Source organism: Achromobacter sp. KK8, from assembly GCF_054188005.1.
Map to the genome: position 1 here is coordinate 3,587,746 of NZ_CM135178.1, position 16,643 is coordinate 3,604,388.

Genomic DNA, 16,643 nt, shown 5'->3' on the forward strand with positions numbered 1-16,643 from the left:
GTAATGCGTAAATTTGCTTTTGGTCGTACGACGTGGCGTGGCGCGGTATGCCTGACGGGCCTGTTGGCCCTGGGCGGCTGCGGCCTGTTTTCCCATGACGATGGCCGTTACGACCCCGCTCCCCTGACTGAATACAAGGCCGGCATGTCGGTGCGCCAGGTCTGGTCGACCTCGATCGGCAGTGGCTCCGGCCTGGGCTTCGCGCCCACCGTGCTGAACAATGCGATCTACGCCGCCACCCCTGATGGTTCGGTCGGCAAGTTCGACCTGCAAAGCGGCCGTCCCATCTGGAAGTCGCAGGCGGGCGTGAAGCTGACGGCGGGCGCCGGCAGCGACGGCACCACCACCGCCGTGGCTTCGCCCGATGGCGACGTGGTCGCATTCGACGACAGCGGCAAGGTCAAGTGGAAGGTGCGCGCCACCAGCGACGTCAATATCTCGCCGGTTGTGGGGTATGGCATCGTCGTGGTCCGCAGCGGCGACTACCGCATCCAGGCCTTCGATGCCAACAACGGCGAACGCCTCTGGAGCGTGCAGCGCCCCGGCCCGGCGCTGGCCCTGCGCAGCGCTGCGCAGATGGTGCTGGCCGAAGGCCTCGTCATCACCGGCCTGCCGGGCGGCAAATTGATGGCCATTGCCTCCGACAGCGGCAACGTGCAATGGGAAGGCACCGTCGCCACCCCGCGCGGCGCCAGCGACCTGGAGCGCCTGACCGACGTGGTCGGCTCGCCCCAGATTGCGGGCAACCTGCTTTGCGCGGTGGCCTATCAAGGGCGTATCGTGTGCTTTGACGTCACGGCCGGCGGCCGTCCGATCTGGGCCAAGGACTTCTCCAGCGTCAGCGGCATGGTCCTGGATCAGCGCTTTGCCTATTCGGCCGACCAGAACAGCGTGGTCAACGCTTTCGCGCTCGACAACGGCGGCAACGTCTGGAAGCAGGCCGCGCTGAAGAACCGCCAGCTCACCGCTCCGGCCCTGCTGGGCGGCGCGCTCGCGGTCGGCGACCTGGACGGTTACGTGCATTTCCTGTCGCGCAGCGATGGCAGCCTGATGGCGCGCCTGTCCGTGGGCGGTGGCGCCGTGGTCTCGCCGCCGCAGACGACTTCCCAAGGTGTGCTGGTCCAGACGGGCAATGGCAATCTCGTCCTGATCGGCACCAACTAAACCCTCAAGAACAAAGCCTTACACCGTGTCTTTCAAGCCTGTCGTTGCCCTGGTCGGCCGCCCCAATGTGGGGAAATCGACCCTATTCAATCGCCTGACGCGATCGCGCGCCGCGCTGGTGGCCGATTTTTCCGGCCTGACCCGCGATCGCCACTACGGCGAGGGCAGGGTGGGCGAGATCCCCTTCATCGTCATCGACACGGGCGGTTTCGAGCCGGTCGCAAAGGACGGCATCCTGCTGGAGATGGCGCGCCAGACCCGGCAGGCCATCGCCGAGGCCGACGTCGTGGTGTTCCTGGTGGACGCCCGCGCCGGCCTGAACGCGCATGACCACGAGATCGCCACATTGCTGCGCAAGTCGGGACAGCAACGCGTGCTGCTGGCGGTGAACAAGGCCGAGGGCATGGGGGCGGGCGCCGCCATCGCCGAATTCCACGAGCTGGGCCTGGGGCAACCCTATCCCATCTCGGCGGCGCACGGCGACGGCATCGTCGACCTGATCGAACTGGCCCTGCAGGACCTGGCCGAGCCGCCGGCCGAGGAAGAAGAGCCGGCCGAAGAGGGCGAGCACGACCACCGCATCAAGCTGGCCATCGTGGGCCGTCCCAACGTCGGCAAGTCCACGCTGATCAACACGCTGATGGGCGAGGAGCGCGTGATCGCGTTCGACATGCCCGGCACCACGCGCGACGCCATCGAGATCGACTTCGAGCGCGACGGCCGCCGCTACACGCTGATCGACACCGCCGGCCTGCGCAAGCGCGGCAAGGTGTTCGAGGCGGTTGAAAAGTTCTCGGTCATCAAGACGCTGCAGGCCATCGAGGCCAGCAACGTGGTGCTGCTGATGCTGGACGCGCAGACCGAGATCTCCGAGCAGGACGCCCACATCGCCGGCTTCGTGCTGGAAACCGGCCGCGCCGTGGTCGTGGCCGTCAACAAGTGGGATGGCCTGGACGGCGAGGAAAAGGAACGCATCGAGCGCGAGTTCATGCGCAAGCTGCGCTTCCTGTCGTTCGCTCGCGTGCACACCATTTCGGCCCTGCGCGGCCAGGGCATCAAGCCGCTGCTCAAGTCGGTCAATGCCGCCCACGCCGCCGCCTTCGCCAAGCTGTCCACGCCCAAGCTGACGCGCGAGCTGCAGGCCGCCGTCGAGCAGCAGCCGCCGCCCCGCAAAGGCATCTTCCGTCCCAAGATGCGCTATGCGCACCAGGGCGGCCAGAATCCCCCGCTGGTGGTCATCCACGGCAACGCGCTGGATGCGGTGCCGGATTCATACCGCCGCTACCTGGAAACCCGTTTCCGCAACGCGTTCGACCTAGCCGGCACGCCGCTGCGGATCGAATTCAAGTCTTCGCACAACCCCTACGCGCAGGAAAGCTGATCCATGAGCCGTTTCTGGAGTCCCGTGGTCGGGACGCTCAGTCCGTATGTGCCGGGCGAGCAGCCCAAGCTTCAGAACCTGGTCAAGCTGAACACCAACGAGCACCCCTACGGGCCATCGCCCAAGGTGCTCGAGGCGATCCGCGCGGCGTGCGACGACACGCTCAAGCTCTATCCCGATCCGTCGTCCGACCACCTGCGCCAGGCCGTGGCGAAGGCGGTGGGGGTGGCGCCGGCGCGCGTGTTCGTGGGCAACGGCTCCGACGAAGTGCTGGCGCACGCCTTTCTGGCGCTGCTCAAGCATGAACGCCCGCTGCGCTTTCCGGACATCACCTACAGCTTCTATCCGGTCTATTGCGGCCTGTACGGCATCGACTACGAGACCCTGCCGCTGACCGACGATTTCCGCATCGACGTCGAAGACTACCTGCCGGGCCGCCGCGGCCAGGCCGGCGCCATCATCTTCCCCAATCCCAATGCGCCCACCGGCCGCGCGTTGAGCGTGGCCGAGATCGAGCGCGTGGTGGCCGGCAATCCGGACACCGTGGTGGTGGTGGACGAGGCCTATGTCGATTTCGGCGCCGAATCGGTGATTCCGCTGACCGAACGCTACGACAATCTGCTGGTCATCCAGACGCTGTCCAAGTCGCGTTCGCTGGCGGGCCTGCGGGTCGGTTTCGCGGTGGGCAGCCCGGAACTCATCGATGGCCTGGAGCGGGTCAAGAACAGCTTCAACTCCTATCCCGTGGATCGGCTGGCCTCGGCCGGCGCGGTCGCGGCGCTCGAGGATGTCGAGTATTTCGAGCAGACCCGCCAAGCGGTGATCCAGACCCGCGGGCGGATGACGGCGGGCCTGCAGGCGCTGGGCTTCGAGGTGCTGCCGTCCAGCGCCAACTTCGTGTTCGCCCGGCATGCGTCGCGCGACGCCGCCGAGCTGGCGGCCGGCCTGCGCGAACGCAGCATCATCGTGCGGCATTTCCGCCTGCCGCGCATCGACCAGTTTCTGCGTATTACGGTGGGAACCGACGCCCAGTGCGAGTTGCTGCTGAAGGCGCTCGCCGAGGTCGTCTGAACCCCGGCTGAAGGGCCTTTCCGGCGGAAAACTCTGGTGTCATCTTTTGCATCCGACACAAGTAGCACGGGCCGGGAAAACCCTGTAGAGTACATGTTTCGGCGTGCCCCACCTGTAAAAAGCGCGTCATCACCCAATAACAAACAAATGGAGCCTGGCCAATGAGCAATAAAGGGCAAACTCTGCAAGATCCGTTCCTGAACACGCTGCGCAAGGATCATGTGCCGGTGTCGATCTACCTGGTGAACGGTATCAAGCTTCAAGGGCAAATCGAATCCTTCGACCAATACGTGGTGCTGCTGCGTAACACGGTCACGCAAATGGTCTACAAGCACGCCATTTCCACCGTCGTTCCCGCCCGCGCCGTGAATTTCCAGGTGGAAGTCCCTGCTGAGTAATCTCGCTCCCGCAGTACCTTTTATTGCCCGCCGGACGGTCGACGTCGGCGGGCATTTTCGCTTTGGCTCCAAAATGGTGCATGTATGCGCGCACTGATCATCAGCGTGGATCTGGGTGATCCCGACTTCACGGCCCACGCCGAGGAATTCGCCATGCTGGCCAAGGGCGCCGGCTCGGAAATCGTCGGCACGCTCACGGCCCGCCGCGACCGTCCCGACGCCAAGTTCTTCATCGGTTCCGGCAAGGCCGACGAAGGCGTGGGCATGGCCCAGGCGCTGTTGGCCGACATCGTGCTGTTCGACCAGCCCTTGTCGCCCGCCCAGCAGCGCAACCTGGAACGGGTATTCAACCTGCGCGTGGTGGACCGCGTGGCGTTGATCCTGGATATCTTCGCGCTGCGCGCCAAGAGCCACGAAGGCAAGCTGCAGGTCGAGCTGGCCCAGTTGCAGCACCTGGCCACTCGCCTGACCCGCATGTGGAGCCACCTGGAACGGCAGCGCGGCGGCATCGGCATGCGCGGCCCTGGTGAATCCCAGCTTGAAATGGACCGCCGCATGATCGGCGCCAAGGTCAAGACGCTGCGCGAACGCCTCGATCGCGTCGAGCGCCAGCGCGTCACGCAGCGGCGCGCGCGGGCCCGCGGCGGTGCCTTGTCGGTGTCGCTGGTGGGGTACACCAACGCCGGCAAGTCGACATTGTTCAATGCCTTGACCCGGGCCGATACCTACGCCGCCGACCAGTTGTTCGCCACGCTGGACACGACCACCCGTCGCATCTGGATCGAAGGGGCGGGCAATGTGGTGGTGTCGGACACAGTGGGCTTCATCCGCGACCTCCCGCATGACCTGATCGCGGCGTTCCGCGCCACCCTGGAAGAGACCGTGCACGCGGATCTGCTGCTGCATGTGGTCGACGCCGCCAGTCCGCAGCGCGATGAACAGATCTTCGAGGTCAACAAGGTCCTGGCCGAAATCGGCGCTGCCGCGATTCCCACCATTCTGGTATACAACAAGATCGACCGCGCTGGCCTGGAACCCCGGGCGGAGCGTGATGCCCATGGTACGATTGCGCGAGTATTTGTAAGCGCCACCGAGCGCGCCGGTTTGGACGCGTTGCGCGGGGCAATTGCGGAGACCGGACAGATTGTGGGAAACAATGCCTCGAATTATCAAACTCTTCAATCTGAATGACCCCGGCTGGGGTCGTGGAAACAATAATGGCTCCGAGCCGCCGCCCAAGCGGCCCCAAGGCAACGGAGACGGTCCGCCCGACCTCGACGAGGTCTGGCGCGATTTCAATAATCGCATCGGATCGTTGTTCGGCCGCAAGGGCGGGGGCGGTAACAATCGCCCTGGCGGCAATCGCGGCGGCATGACGCCGCCGTCACCGCGGGGTGCGCGCATCGGGCTGGGGGTGATCGCCCTGGTCGCGGTCGGCATCTGGGCGGCCAGCGGTTTCTACATCGTGCAGGAAGGCCAGGTCGCCGTCGTCACGCAGTTCGGCAAATACAAGAGCACTTCGCAAGCCGGCTTCCAGTGGCGCCTGCCTTACCCCATCCAGAGCCATGAAATGGTCAACGTGTCGCAACTGCGCACGTTCGAGGTCGGTTTCCGTGGCGGCGCCCGCAACAAGGTGCTGCCCGAGGCGCTGATGCTCACGACGGACGAGAACATCGTCGACATGCAGTTCGTCGTGCAGTACCGCCTGCGTGCCGATGGCGCGCCCGACTACCTCTTCATGACGCGCGACCCGGACGATTCCGTGCGCCAGGCGTCTGAAACCGCCATGCGCGAAGTGGTCGGCAAGCAGTCCATGGACTTCGTGCTGTACGAAGGCCGGACCACGGTCGCCAGCCAGGTCCAGGCGCTGATGCAGCAGATCCTCGACCGCTACCAGACCGGCGTGCAGGTCAGCACGGTCGCCATCCAGAACGTGCAGCCGCCCGAACAGGTGCAGGCCGCGTTCGACGACGCCGTCAAGGCCGGCCAGGACCGCGAACGCCAGATCAACGAAGGCCAGGCCTATGCCAACCAGGTCGTGCCGCTGGCCAGCGGCCAGGCTTCGCGCATGATGGAGCAGGCCGAAGGCTACCGCGCCAAGGTGACGGGCGATGCGCAGGGTAATACCGCGCGCTTCACCAGCATCCTGGCCGAATACGAGAAGGCGCCGCAGGTCATGCGCCAGCGCATGTACCTCGAAAGCATGCAGGAGATCTTCACCCGCGCCAGCAAGGTCATGGTCGACACCAAGAGCAACAACAACATGTTGTACCTGCCCCTGGACAAGATCATGCATCTGGCCGCGCAGGACGCCAGCAAGTCCGCGGCCGGCAGCGCCGGTTCGTCGACCCTGATCAATCCGCCCGCCCAGCCGCCGCTCCGCGGCAACGTGGCGCCGGTTCCGCAACCCTCCGGCAGCAGCAATAGCAACGCGCTGCCCCGCGACCGCCAGTCGCGCTAACCCGGAGGATTTCTGATCATGCAACGTCTTATGCCCATCCTGGTCGGCCTGCTCATCGTGCTGGCCGCCCTTTCTTCCTGCGTGTTCGTGGTGCGCGAGCGCGACTACGCCCTGGTGTTCTCGCTGGGTGAAGTGCGCAAGGTCATCAGCGAGCCCGGCCTGTACTTCAAGGCGCCGCCGCCGTTCCAGAACGTGGTGACGCTGGACAAGCGCATCCTGACCATCGAAACCAACGAAGCCGAGCGCATCCAGACTTCCGAAAAGAAGAACCTGCTGATCGACTCGTACGTCAAGTGGCGCATCGCGGATCCCCGCCTGTACTACGTGACCTTCGGCGGCAACGAACGCGCCGCGCAGGAACGCCTGCAAGCGCAGATCCGCGACGCGCTCAACGCATCGGTCAACGTGCGCACGGTGCGCGACGTGGTCTCGACCGAACGCGACAAGATCATGGCCGAGATCCTCACCAACGTGGCCAAGCGCGCCGAGCCGTTGGGCGTGCAGATCGTCGACGTGCGCCTGCGCCGCATCGAATTCGCGCCCGAGATTTCGGAATCGGTGTACCGCCGCATGGAAGCCGAACGTACCCGCGTCGCCAACGAGCTGCGCTCGATCGGCGCCGCCGAGGGCGAGAAGATCCGCGCCGAAGCCGACCGCCAGCGCGAAGTGATCGTGGCCCAGGCCTACGCCAAGGCCCAGACGATCATGGGCGAGGGCGATGCCGCGGCCGCCGCGATCTATTCGCAGGCCTACGGCAAGAACCCGCAGTTCTATACGTACTACAAGAGCCTGGAAGCCTACCGTGCCTCGTTCTCGAAGCCGGGCGACGTGCTGGTGGTCGACCCCAGCTCCAGCTTCTTCCAGTTCATGAAGGACCCCACCGGACAGGCGCTGGCTCCGGTAACCGTGCCCGCCAAATAAGGCGAGCGGCGCTCGCGCCAGCCCCAGGCCCCTTGGTTTTCCAAGGGGCTTTTTTTCCGCCGGCGCGATGGGCGGGAGGGCAATCGGGGACGGTTACACGGTGGGGGATGGTCCGGCTGGCGCTGCTGGCTGAACCATGTACAATACCGCGTAAGCTAGAAAACATTCCGCAGCGGCTGAGCGGGCTTACGCCCCCTCAGCCGCTTTTTCGTTTGGGCGACGCCCACGCATCTCTAGGCGTTATTCAGGTAAACATTCATGGGTAACTGGTTGCTGCCCGAGAGCCTTGCCGACGTACTTCCGGCAGAGGCCCGGCGCATCGAGGAATTGCGCCGCGAACTTCTCGATCTGTACCGTACTTACGGCTTCGAGCTGGTCGCGCCGCCCCTGGTCGAGTACATCGATTCATTGCTGTCCGGCACCGGCAGCGATCTGGATCTGCGTACCTGCAAGCTGGTCGACCAGCTGTCGGGCCGCACGCTGGGGGTACGCGCCGACATGACTCCCCAGGTCACGCGCATCGACGCGCACTTGTTGAACCGCGCCGGCGTGACCCGCCTGTGCTACTGCGGCAACGTGCTGCACGCCCGCCCGGCGGACCTGCTGTCCAGCCGCGAGCTGCTGCAGATCGGCGCCGAGATCTACGGCCATGCGGGCTTCGAGGCCGACCTCGAAATCGTCCAGCTGGTGCTGGAAACCGTGGCCATTGCCGGTGTGCGCAATCCGCGCCTGGTGTTGTGCCATCCGGGCGTGCTGCGCGCCATCGTCGAATCCGATCCGGCCGCCGCCGCGGTGTCGCAGGACGTCATCCGGCTGATGCGCGAAAAAGACGTGCCGGGCCTGACCGAACTGGCCGCGCGCACCGCCGGCATGCGGGCCGAAACGCTCAAGGCGCTGCAACTGCTGCCCAAGCTCTATGGCGGACCCGAAGTGCTGAAGCGGGCCCGTCACGATTTGCCGCTGCTGCCCGGCGTCGTCGCGGCGCTGGATGCGCTGCAGGTGCTGGTGGATGGCATGGCCAATGTCGATGTGGGCGTCGACCTGGCCGACGTGGATGGCTACGGCTACCACTCCGGCATCAAGTTCGCGCTGTACGCCGAAGGCTGGCGCGATGCGCTGGTGCGCGGCGGCCGCTATGACGATGTCAGCCTGGCGTTCGGACGCGCGCGTCCGGCCACCGGCTTCAGTCTGGATTTACGCAAGCTGGCGGCGGGTTTGCCGCCGGCGGAACGGGCGCGTGCGGTTCGCGCGCCCTGGGGGCAAGCCCCCGCCCTGACCGAGGCGGTCCGCCGCCTGCGCCGGTCAGGGGAAATCGTCGTTCAGGTATTGCCCGGTCACGAGCAGGATCAGGACGAATTCGTTTGCGATCGCGAGCTGGCGCTGCAGGATGGCGCCTGGACGGTCAGAACGCTGTGACTAACTCCCTCTCGGCAACGAGAGGGCCGCGGGGAGATTTCCGGATTTCCCGAGAAACTCGATATTGATTCGTAACATGAGCAAGAACGTAGTCGTAATCGGCACCCAGTGGGGTGACGAGGGCAAGGGCAAGATCGTCGATTGGCTGGCGGAATCCGTCCAGGGCGTGGTCCGCTTCCAGGGCGGTCACAATGCCGGCCACACGCTGTGGATCAATGGCAAGAAGACGATTCTTCGCCTGATCCCGTCGGGCATCATGCATCCCGGCGTCACCTGCTTCATCGGCAACGGCGTGGTGTTGTCGCCGGAAGCCTTGCTCAAGGAAATCGAAGAGCTCGAGGCCGCCGGCCTGGACGTGCGTTCGCGTCTGCGCATCTCCGAGATCTGCCCGCTGATCCTGCCGTACCACGTGGCCGTCGACAAGGCCCGTGAGGCGCGCAAGGGCGATGGCAAGATCGGCACCACCGGTCGCGGCATCGGCCCGGCCTACGAAGACAAGGTCGCCCGCCGCGCCCTGCGCGTGCAGGACCTGTTCAACCCCGCGCTGTTCGACGAAAAGCTCGCCGAAGTGCTGGATTACCACAACTTCGTGCTGACCCAGTACCTGGGCGCCGAAGCCGTTTCGGCCAACGAAGTGCGTGATCAGGCCATGGCGCTGGCGCCGGCGATCGCCCCGATGGTCGCGGACGTCTCCAGCACGCTGTTCACCATGCAGCAGGAAGGCAAGCGCCTGCTGTTCGAAGGCGCGCAGGGCGCGCTGCTGGACGTCGACCACGGCACCTACCCGTACGTCACCAGCAGCAACTGCGTCGCTGGCGCCGCCTCGGCGGGCGCCGGCGTCGGTCCGCAGTCGCTGGACTACGTCCTGGGCATCACCAAGGCCTACACCACGCGCGTCGGCTCGGGCCCGTTCCCCACGGAACTGGTCGACGAGATCGGCACCCGCCTGGCCACCATCGGCAAGGAATTCGGTTCGGTCACCGGCCGTCCGCGCCGCTGCGGCTGGTTCGACGGCGCCGCGCTCAAGCGCTCGGTCCGCCTGAACGGCATCACCGGCCTGTGCATCACCAAGCTGGACGTGCTCGACGGCCTGGAAACCATCCAGCTGGGCGTGGGCTACCGTGTCAACGGCGAATTCCGCGACGTGCTGCCGTACGGTGCGCATGCCGTGGCGCAAGCCCAGCCGGTGCTGGAAGAACTGCCGGGCTGGAGCGAATCCACCGTCGGCATCACCGAGTACGACAAGCTGCCCGAGGCCGCCCGTCGCTACCTGGAGCGCGTGGCCGAAGTCTGCGGCGTGCCGATAGACCTGGTGTCGACCGGTCCCGACCGCAACGAAACCATTGTGCTGCGTCATCCCCTGAAGGGCTGACATCGGGTTATCATTCGCAAGGCCGCCGCCGGTCTCCTACCGGCGGCGGCCTTTTCGTATTTTCACGCAGGAGATCCTTGCCTATGAGCGCGCCAACCAGTGACGATAGCCATCTGTGGGTGACGTGGGACGACTACAACCGCTTGATCGAGCGCCTGGCCTTGCAGGTGCACCAGTCCGGTTGGGAGTTCGATAAGATTCTGTGCCTGGCGCGTGGTGGCATGCGCGTGGGCGACGTCATGTCCCGCATTTTTGATGTGCCGTTGGGCATTCTGGCGACCAGCAGCTACCGCGAAGCTGCGGGCACCAAGCAGGGCGATATGGATATCGCGCAGTTCATCACCATCACGCGCGGCACGCTGTCCGGGCGGGTGTTGCTGGTGGACGACATGGTGGATACCGGCAAGACGTTCATGAAGGTGTACGACCACCTCAAGAGCCAGTTCGCCGACATCACCGAATTGCGCAGCGCCGTGCTGTGGTGGAAGGGGCATTCCCAGGCGCAGCCCGACTATTACGTCGACAAGCTGCCGACCAACCCCTGGATCCACCAGCCGTTCGAGGATTACGACAGCCTGCGTCCGCACCAGCTGGAAGCCTGGATCCGCAAGGGTTCCAAGGGCTGAAGTCATACGGGGACGGATGGTCTGGCAATCCTGGCCGTCGATGCGCCGCATGATGGTGCGAGGGCAGGGCGCCAGACTGTTCCCCCGGTAGTCAAAATAGCCATGACCATGCTAGAATCGCTGGTTATCGCTAAACCGAACTTGGCTTGTTACTCTTTAGGTAGTCTTTGGGTAACGCAACCGGCCCTGGAGACTCTTGCCAGTCAGCAGCCAGCCGGCCCTAGAGCCAGCCGATTTTAGGACTTTAGCGCTGCAAGGCTCTTGGCGCTGGCGCCTGGAAGCAAGGAGTTCAGCGGGCAGGGAATCCTGTGCGCGGGGCTCTTGAACTCTTGGTCCGGACAGCATGCGCGATTACTATTGTCGCGTGCGTAGTCTGCGGCCTGAGCTTACAGGCGGTTCGCCGTCCGGAACCACGTGGCGTTGCTGGTAAGCAAGCCAGGTTTGTCATCAACTTTTGTTACCCTACAAGCAGGCCAATCACTTTATGCCTATCGTTCGACTGAAGGAAAACGAACCGTTTGAAGCCGCTCTGCGCCGCTTCAAGCGCACCATCGAAAAGACCGGTTTGCTCACCGAACTGCGTTCGCGCGAGTTCTATGAGAAGCCCACGGCCGAGCGCAAGCGCAAGCACGCCGCCGCTGTGAAGCGCCACTACAAGCGCATCCGTAGCCAGCAACTGCCCCCGCGCCTGTATTGATTTCTGATTCCAGAATCTATTGATTCCAGAATCATTCATCCAGGAATTACTCGCCCGGGTCGACGTCGTCGATGTAGTCGGGCGATACGTGCAGTTGCGAAAGGGTGGGGCCAACCTGCTTGGCCTGTGCCCCTTTCATAACGAAAAAAGTCCGTCGTTCACTGTCAGCCCCACCAAGCAGTTCTATCACTGCTTCGGTTGCGGAGCCCACGGCAGCGCCATCACCTTCCTGATGGAACACACGGGCGCCAGTTTCCCCGAAGCCGTGCGCACGCTCGCGGCTTCGGCGGGAATGACGGTCCCCGAAGAAAATCGCAGTCCGCGCCAGCAGCAGGAAACCGCGCGCCGCAAGGCCGAGGAGTCCCGCCATACGCAAGTGCTGGACGCCGCCCAGGCCCATTACCTGAAGCAGTTGCGCGCATCGCCCGCGGCGATCCGTTATCTGAAGCAACGTGGCCTGACCGGCGAGATCGCGGCGCATTTCGGCTTGGGCTGGTCCGGCACGGACCGGCACGGGCTGTCGCAGGTTTTTCCCAATTACGAAGATCCCACGCTGGTGGAATCAGGGCTTGTCATCGAATCCGAGGATGGCCGCCGCTACGACCGCTTCCGCGAACGGATCATGTTTCCGATCCGCAATGCGCGCGGCAGCCTGATCGGCTTTGGCGGCCGCATCATCGGCAAGGGCGAGCCCAAGTACCTGAATTCGCCGGAAACCCCGCTGTTTTCCAAGGGCCAGGAGCTGTACGGCCTGTGGGAAGCCCGCCAGGCGATCCGGCAGGAAGGGCAGGTCATCGTGGTCGAAGGCTACATGGACGTGGTCGGATTGGCGCAGCAAGGTATCGCCAACGCCGTCGCCACGCTGGGTACCGCGACCACGCCGGATCACGTCAAGAAGCTGCTGCGCACCAGCGACAAGGTGATTTTCAGTTTCGACGGCGACGGCGCGGGCCGCCGCGCCGCGTGGCGCGCCTTGCAGGCATGCCTGCCGGTGTTGCGCGACGACATCGCAATCCGCTTCCTGTTCCTGCCGAGCGAGCATGATCCCGATTCGTATGTGCGCGAACTGGGCGCCGAAGCCTTCCGCGCCTGCCTGGGCGAGGCGGTGGCGCTGTCGCGTTTCCTGCTGGACGAACTCGCATCGCGTCACAACATGGACGAGGCCGAAGGCCGCGCCAGCTGCCTGCATGAGGCCAAGCCCCTGCTGGCGTCGATTCCGGAATGCGCCTTGCGCGTGCAGATCGAGCGCGAGATGGCCAAGCTGGTGCAACTGACGCCCGAGGAAATGGCCCAGGTGCTGGCGCAGCAACCCGCCAAGCCGTTCGGCGCGCCGGCCAAGCCGGCGCCTGTCGAAGGGGGCGGGGGCGCCGCCGCGGCATTGCACGATGGCGCGCCCGCGGATGCCGGTTACGACTTCGGCGGCCATGACTTCCACGACATCCCGGCCGATGATGGCGAATACGTCGACTACGGCCAGTTTTCCTCGCCAGGCGGGGAGCAGGGCGGCGGCTGGAATGCCGGCGCGGGCAAGCAGGACTGGAAAGGCAAGGGCGATTGGAAGGGCAAAGGCGACTGGAAGGGCAAGGGTGACTGGAAGGGCGGCAAGGGCAACTGGAAGGGCAAGCGCGATGACGTTGGCGGTTTCGAAGGGCGCCGCACCATGCCGTCATTGGCCAAGCGTCTGTTGAGCCTGTTGCTGGCCCATCCCGAACTGGTGGACTCGATGGGGGACCAGCAGCTTGAAGTCATCGACCACGGCCCCCATCTAGGATTGGTAAGGGACCTGATCATGCTGGCCCAATCCAGCGGGGCGCGCCATGTCGGGGCCCTGTTGGAAGCCGCCGAGCCCGACTCCGATCTGGCGACGGTGCTCAAGGGGTTGCGGGTCGATATCCTGTCCCAGGAGGACCTGCCCGACCCGCAGACCGAGTGGGACGACGCGCTGCGGCGGATCGAATTCGATTCGGCCAAGGTGGAAATGGCCAAGCTGGCGGCATCTGGCCTGGCGACGGAAGAGGCGCGCAAGCGCTACCTGGAACTGTCGAGCCGCATGCTGGTGCTCAAGGGTGCCGGCATACGCTAAATGCGGTAAAATCAAGGGTTTTCCGCCGCGAAAGGTTGAAAAAGCGGTTGTGGCAAGAGCAGATGCGCAAGCGGCTGCAAGCAATTGGCGACGGTAGCGGTAGCTGTGACGCAGGCAACTGGGTCGGGCAACTGAGTCAGGCAACTGGGGCGGGCAACTGAGTCAGGCAACTGATACGGTCAGCTGAGAGGCGACTACAGCGTGGCCGCAGGAAGCGAAGTGACGGCAGGAAAAATGCGGCGCGCGGAATCTATTTGCGCCGCCTGAATCTAATAGTTTTAAGGTTTGACGAGCGGATCGGCCGAAGTTTTGGCGGATGGGCGGGGGCGGTACCGGATTGCCGGGAATCCCAGCCGATACGTGAAAAAAAGCGGATGAGTGCGTCAAATTTGTTACATAGTTAATTACTATAGCTGAGTGGTGAATCACGCAGTCCGGCGACGGTTATCTTCGCGTCGCGTCTGAGGTTTGGGTGCTGTGTCTATCCAGCTGCCAAGGGCAAGGCCCGACAGGCAAGCAACGCCTATTTATAGGCAGACAGCCCCCCTCGATGCCCGAAGTCCGTCGCGGGATGAAGCCATGCACGCCAGGCGCCCAGCCGGTCACGGACCGCAATGACGCCAGGCGGGCTCGCAAGAGCCGGTGCTGCGAACAACGCAGCCGCAGGGTTTCCGCCGATTCACCAGTTTTACCCGCATGGATGCCGCGATGGGCCTTTGCCCGGCGGCGGTTTCATGCGGTGCAACATGCCCGAACGGGTTGCGACGACCACGGAAGCGACTATGACCAAATCCACCGGCAAATCCTCCTCTGCAATTGATGCGACCGACACGCTGGCCACCAAGGCCAAGCGCGTCGTCAGCATGGCGGCGGAAAAAGCGCCCGCCAAGACGGCGGTGAAGGTCGCCAAGCCTGCCGCGAAGACGGCCGCCAAGAAGGCGGCCGCCAAGACGGCGGCGGCGGACAAGCCCGAGAAGGTGACCAAGGCCCGCGCCAAGAAGGCCGAGGACAAGCTCGCCGACCTGGTCGGCAGCGCGCGCCCGGCCCCCAGCGGCCGCCGCCCGGGCCGCCCGGCCAAGAATGCCAACAACGATTCCGACGGTTTCGACGACACCATGGACGGCGAAGGCGAAGTCCTGCCGGACCTGAAGCCGCCCAAGCGTGGCGGCAAGCGCGGCAAGGCCGATCCCAAGGACCTGATCGCCCGCGGCCCCGTCTCGGCCGAGGAATATGAAGCGCGCCGCAACCGCCTCAAGCAGCTCATCAAGCTGGGCAAGGACCGCGGCTACCTGACGTACGGCGAAATCAACGACCATCTGCCTGACGACCTGGTCGACGCCGAAGCCATCGACGGCATCATCAGCACGTTCAGCGACATGGGTATCGCGGTCTACGACCAGGCCCCCGACGCCGAAACGTTGCTGATGAGCGAAAACGCGCCGGTCGCGTCCAACGACGACGACGTCGAAGACGAAGCCGAAGCCGCGCTGACCACCGTGGATTCGGATTTCGGCCGCACTACCGACCCCGTGCGTATGTACATGCGCGAAATGGGCTCGGTGGAACTGCTGACGCGCGAAGGCGAAATCGAAATCGCCAAGCGCATCGAAGACGGCCTGAAGCACATGGTCATGGCCATCTCGGCCTGCCCGACCACCATCAACGAGATCCTCGCCCACGTCCTGCGCGTGCGTGAAGGCCAGGCGCAGATCGACGAAGTGGTCGACGGCCTGGTGGATCCGGAAGACGGCGAGGAATACGCGGGTGCCGGTGTCTCGGCCGACGAAGACGAGAGCGACGACGGCCCCGCCGGCGGCATGTCCAGCAAGCAGCTGGAAGACCTGCGCGTGAAGGCGCTGGCCAAGTTCGACGAGGTTGGCAAGCAGTTCGACAAGATGCGCCTGTCGTACGAGAAGGACGGCTACAAGTCGGACATCTACGTGCGCGCGCAGGAGTCGATCCAGAACGAACTGATGGGCATCCGCTTCACCGCCAAGATGGTCGAGAAGCTGGCCGACACGCTGCGCAACCAGGTGGAAGAAGTGCGCCAGCTCGAACGCGCCGTCCTGCACACGTGTGTGGACCGTGCCGGCATGCCGCGCACGCATTTCATCAAGGTGTTCCCGGGCAACGAAACCAACCTGCAGTGGGTCGTCGACGAAGTGGCTGCCGGCCATCCGTACGCCGAAACGCTGGAGCGCCAGATCCCCGCCGTGCAGGAACTGCAGCAGAAGCTGATCGACCTGCAGACCCGCGTGGTGCTGCCGCTCAAGGACCTGAAGGACGTCAACAAGCGCATGGCCACCGGCGAAGCCAAGGCCCGCAAGGCCAAGCGCGAAATGACCGAGGCCAACCTGCGCCTGGTGATCTCGATCGCCAAGAAGTACACGAACCGCGGCCTGCAGTTCCTGGACCTGATCCAGGAAGGCAACATCGGCCTGATGAAGGCCGTGGACAAGTTCGAGTACCGTCGCGGCTACAAGTTCTCGACCTACGCGACGTGGTGGATCCGTCAGGCCATCACGCGTTCCATCGCCGACCAGGCGCGCACCATCCGTATTCCGGTCCACATGATCGAAACGATCAACAAGATGAACCGGATCAGCCGCCAGATCCTGCAGGAAACCGGCGCCGAGCCGGATCCCGCGACCCTGGCGCAGAAGATGGACATGCCCGAGGACAAGATCCGCAAGATCCTGAAGATCGCCAAGGAGCCGATCTCCATGGAAACGCCGATCGGGGACGACGACGATTCGCACCTGGGCGATTTCATCGAGGACACCTCCACCCTGGCGCCTTCGGACGCGGCGCTGCATGGTTCCATGCGCGACGTGGTCAAGGAAGTGCTAGACTCTCTGACCCCGCGGGAAGCCAAGGTGCTGCGCATGCGTTTCGGTATCGAAATGAGCACCGACCAGACCCTGGAAGAAGTGGGCAAGCAGTTCGACGTCACGCGTGAGCGCATCCGCCAAATAGAGGCCAAAGCGCTGCGCAAGCTGCGTCACCCGAGCCGGGCCGACAAGCTGAAGAGCTTCCTGGAAGGGCAGTAAGTT

The 16,643-nt window shown here is 64.6% G+C and carries 13 protein-coding genes; all 13 read left to right on the forward strand.

All coding sequences use genetic code 11. The annotated features are described in order from the left end of the window. Positions 1-3 precede the first annotated feature (3 nt). The gene (gene bamB, locus ACVN9Z_RS16535) at positions 4-1,164 is read left to right on the forward strand and encodes an outer membrane protein assembly factor BamB (protein ID WP_020926930.1); all 1,161 of its coding nucleotides are present in this window, start codon (positions 4-6) and stop codon (positions 1,162-1,164) included. Positions 1,165-1,189: 25 nt separating this feature from the next. Next, complete coding sequence (gene der / locus ACVN9Z_RS16540; protein ID WP_006387858.1) at positions 1,190-2,545, forward strand: ribosome biogenesis GTPase Der; 1,356 nt, start codon at positions 1,190-1,192, stop codon at positions 2,543-2,545. 3 nt (positions 2,546-2,548) lie between these two features. Further along, complete coding sequence (hisC, locus tag ACVN9Z_RS16545) at positions 2,549-3,616, forward strand: histidinol-phosphate transaminase (RefSeq protein WP_026383457.1); 1,068 nt, start codon at positions 2,549-2,551, stop codon at positions 3,614-3,616. A gap of 161 nt (positions 3,617-3,777) precedes the next feature. Next, complete coding sequence (gene hfq / locus ACVN9Z_RS16550; RefSeq protein WP_006218585.1) at positions 3,778-4,014, forward strand: RNA chaperone Hfq; 237 nt, start codon at positions 3,778-3,780, stop codon at positions 4,012-4,014. 84 nt (positions 4,015-4,098) lie between these two features. After that, entirely contained in the window at positions 4,099-5,205 is a 1,107-nt protein-coding gene (gene hflX, locus ACVN9Z_RS16555) for a GTPase HflX (RefSeq protein WP_458212406.1), read from the forward strand. Next, positions 5,171-6,475, forward strand: a complete 1,305-nt coding sequence (gene hflK / locus ACVN9Z_RS16560; RefSeq protein WP_024068352.1) for an FtsH protease activity modulator HflK — start codon at positions 5,171-5,173, stop codon at positions 6,473-6,475. Before hflX ends, hflK begins: the two co-directional genes overlap by 35 nt. Before the next feature lie 18 nt (positions 6,476-6,493). Beyond that, positions 6,494-7,396, forward strand: a complete 903-nt coding sequence (gene hflC / locus ACVN9Z_RS16565; protein WP_024068353.1) for a protease modulator HflC — start codon at positions 6,494-6,496, stop codon at positions 7,394-7,396. Between the two features lie 258 nt (positions 7,397-7,654). Continuing rightward, a complete protein-coding gene (locus ACVN9Z_RS16570; protein WP_024068354.1) occupies positions 7,655-8,812 on the forward strand; it encodes an ATP phosphoribosyltransferase regulatory subunit in 1,158 nt (385 codons plus the stop codon). A 76-nt stretch (positions 8,813-8,888) separates the two neighbouring features. Further along, on the forward strand, positions 8,889-10,184 hold the full coding sequence (locus ACVN9Z_RS16575) for an adenylosuccinate synthase (protein ID WP_006387864.1): 1,296 nt from the start codon (positions 8,889-8,891) through the stop codon (positions 10,182-10,184). Positions 10,185-10,267: 83 nt separating this feature from the next. Further along, entirely contained in the window at positions 10,268-10,810 is a 543-nt protein-coding gene (locus ACVN9Z_RS16580) for a phosphoribosyltransferase (protein WP_006387865.1), read from the forward strand. Between the two features lie 484 nt (positions 10,811-11,294). Continuing rightward, entirely contained in the window at positions 11,295-11,507 is a 213-nt protein-coding gene (gene rpsU, locus ACVN9Z_RS16585; RefSeq protein WP_006218592.1) for a 30S ribosomal protein S21, read from the forward strand. A gap of 19 nt (positions 11,508-11,526) precedes the next feature. Further along, positions 11,527-13,590 (forward strand): DNA primase, encoded by a 2,064-nt coding sequence (gene dnaG / locus ACVN9Z_RS16590; RefSeq protein WP_054472408.1) that lies wholly within the window; start codon positions 11,527-11,529, stop codon positions 13,588-13,590. Positions 13,591-14,372: 782 nt separating this feature from the next. Further along, positions 14,373-16,640 carry an RNA polymerase sigma factor RpoD gene (gene rpoD / locus ACVN9Z_RS16595; protein ID WP_024068358.1) on the forward strand — a complete coding sequence of 756 codons (2,268 nt, stop codon included), beginning with the start codon at positions 14,373-14,375 and terminating at the stop codon, positions 16,638-16,640. Positions 16,641-16,643: the final 3 nt, after the last annotated feature.

Coding starts and splice junctions, on each gene's coding strand:
- bamB (WP_020926930.1), top strand. CDS start 4: ATGCGTAAATTTGCTTTTGGTCGTACGACGTGGCGTGGCGCGGTATGC.
- hisC (WP_026383457.1), top strand. CDS start 2,549: ATGAGCCGTTTCTGGAGTCCCGTGGTCGGGACGCTCAGTCCGTATGTG.
- hflX (WP_458212406.1), top strand. CDS start 4,099: ATGCGCGCACTGATCATCAGCGTGGATCTGGGTGATCCCGACTTCACG.
- ACVN9Z_RS16580 (WP_006387865.1), top strand. CDS start 10,268: ATGAGCGCGCCAACCAGTGACGATAGCCATCTGTGGGTGACGTGGGAC.
- hfq (WP_006218585.1), top strand. CDS start 3,778: ATGAGCAATAAAGGGCAAACTCTGCAAGATCCGTTCCTGAACACGCTG.
- hflK (WP_024068352.1), top strand. CDS start 5,171: ATGCCTCGAATTATCAAACTCTTCAATCTGAATGACCCCGGCTGGGGT.
- ACVN9Z_RS16575 (WP_006387864.1), top strand. CDS start 8,889: ATGAGCAAGAACGTAGTCGTAATCGGCACCCAGTGGGGTGACGAGGGC.
- rpoD (WP_024068358.1), top strand. CDS start 14,373: ATGACCAAATCCACCGGCAAATCCTCCTCTGCAATTGATGCGACCGAC.
- hflC (WP_024068353.1), top strand. CDS start 6,494: ATGCAACGTCTTATGCCCATCCTGGTCGGCCTGCTCATCGTGCTGGCC.
- ACVN9Z_RS16570 (WP_024068354.1), top strand. CDS start 7,655: ATGGGTAACTGGTTGCTGCCCGAGAGCCTTGCCGACGTACTTCCGGCA.
- rpsU (WP_006218592.1), top strand. CDS start 11,295: ATGCCTATCGTTCGACTGAAGGAAAACGAACCGTTTGAAGCCGCTCTG.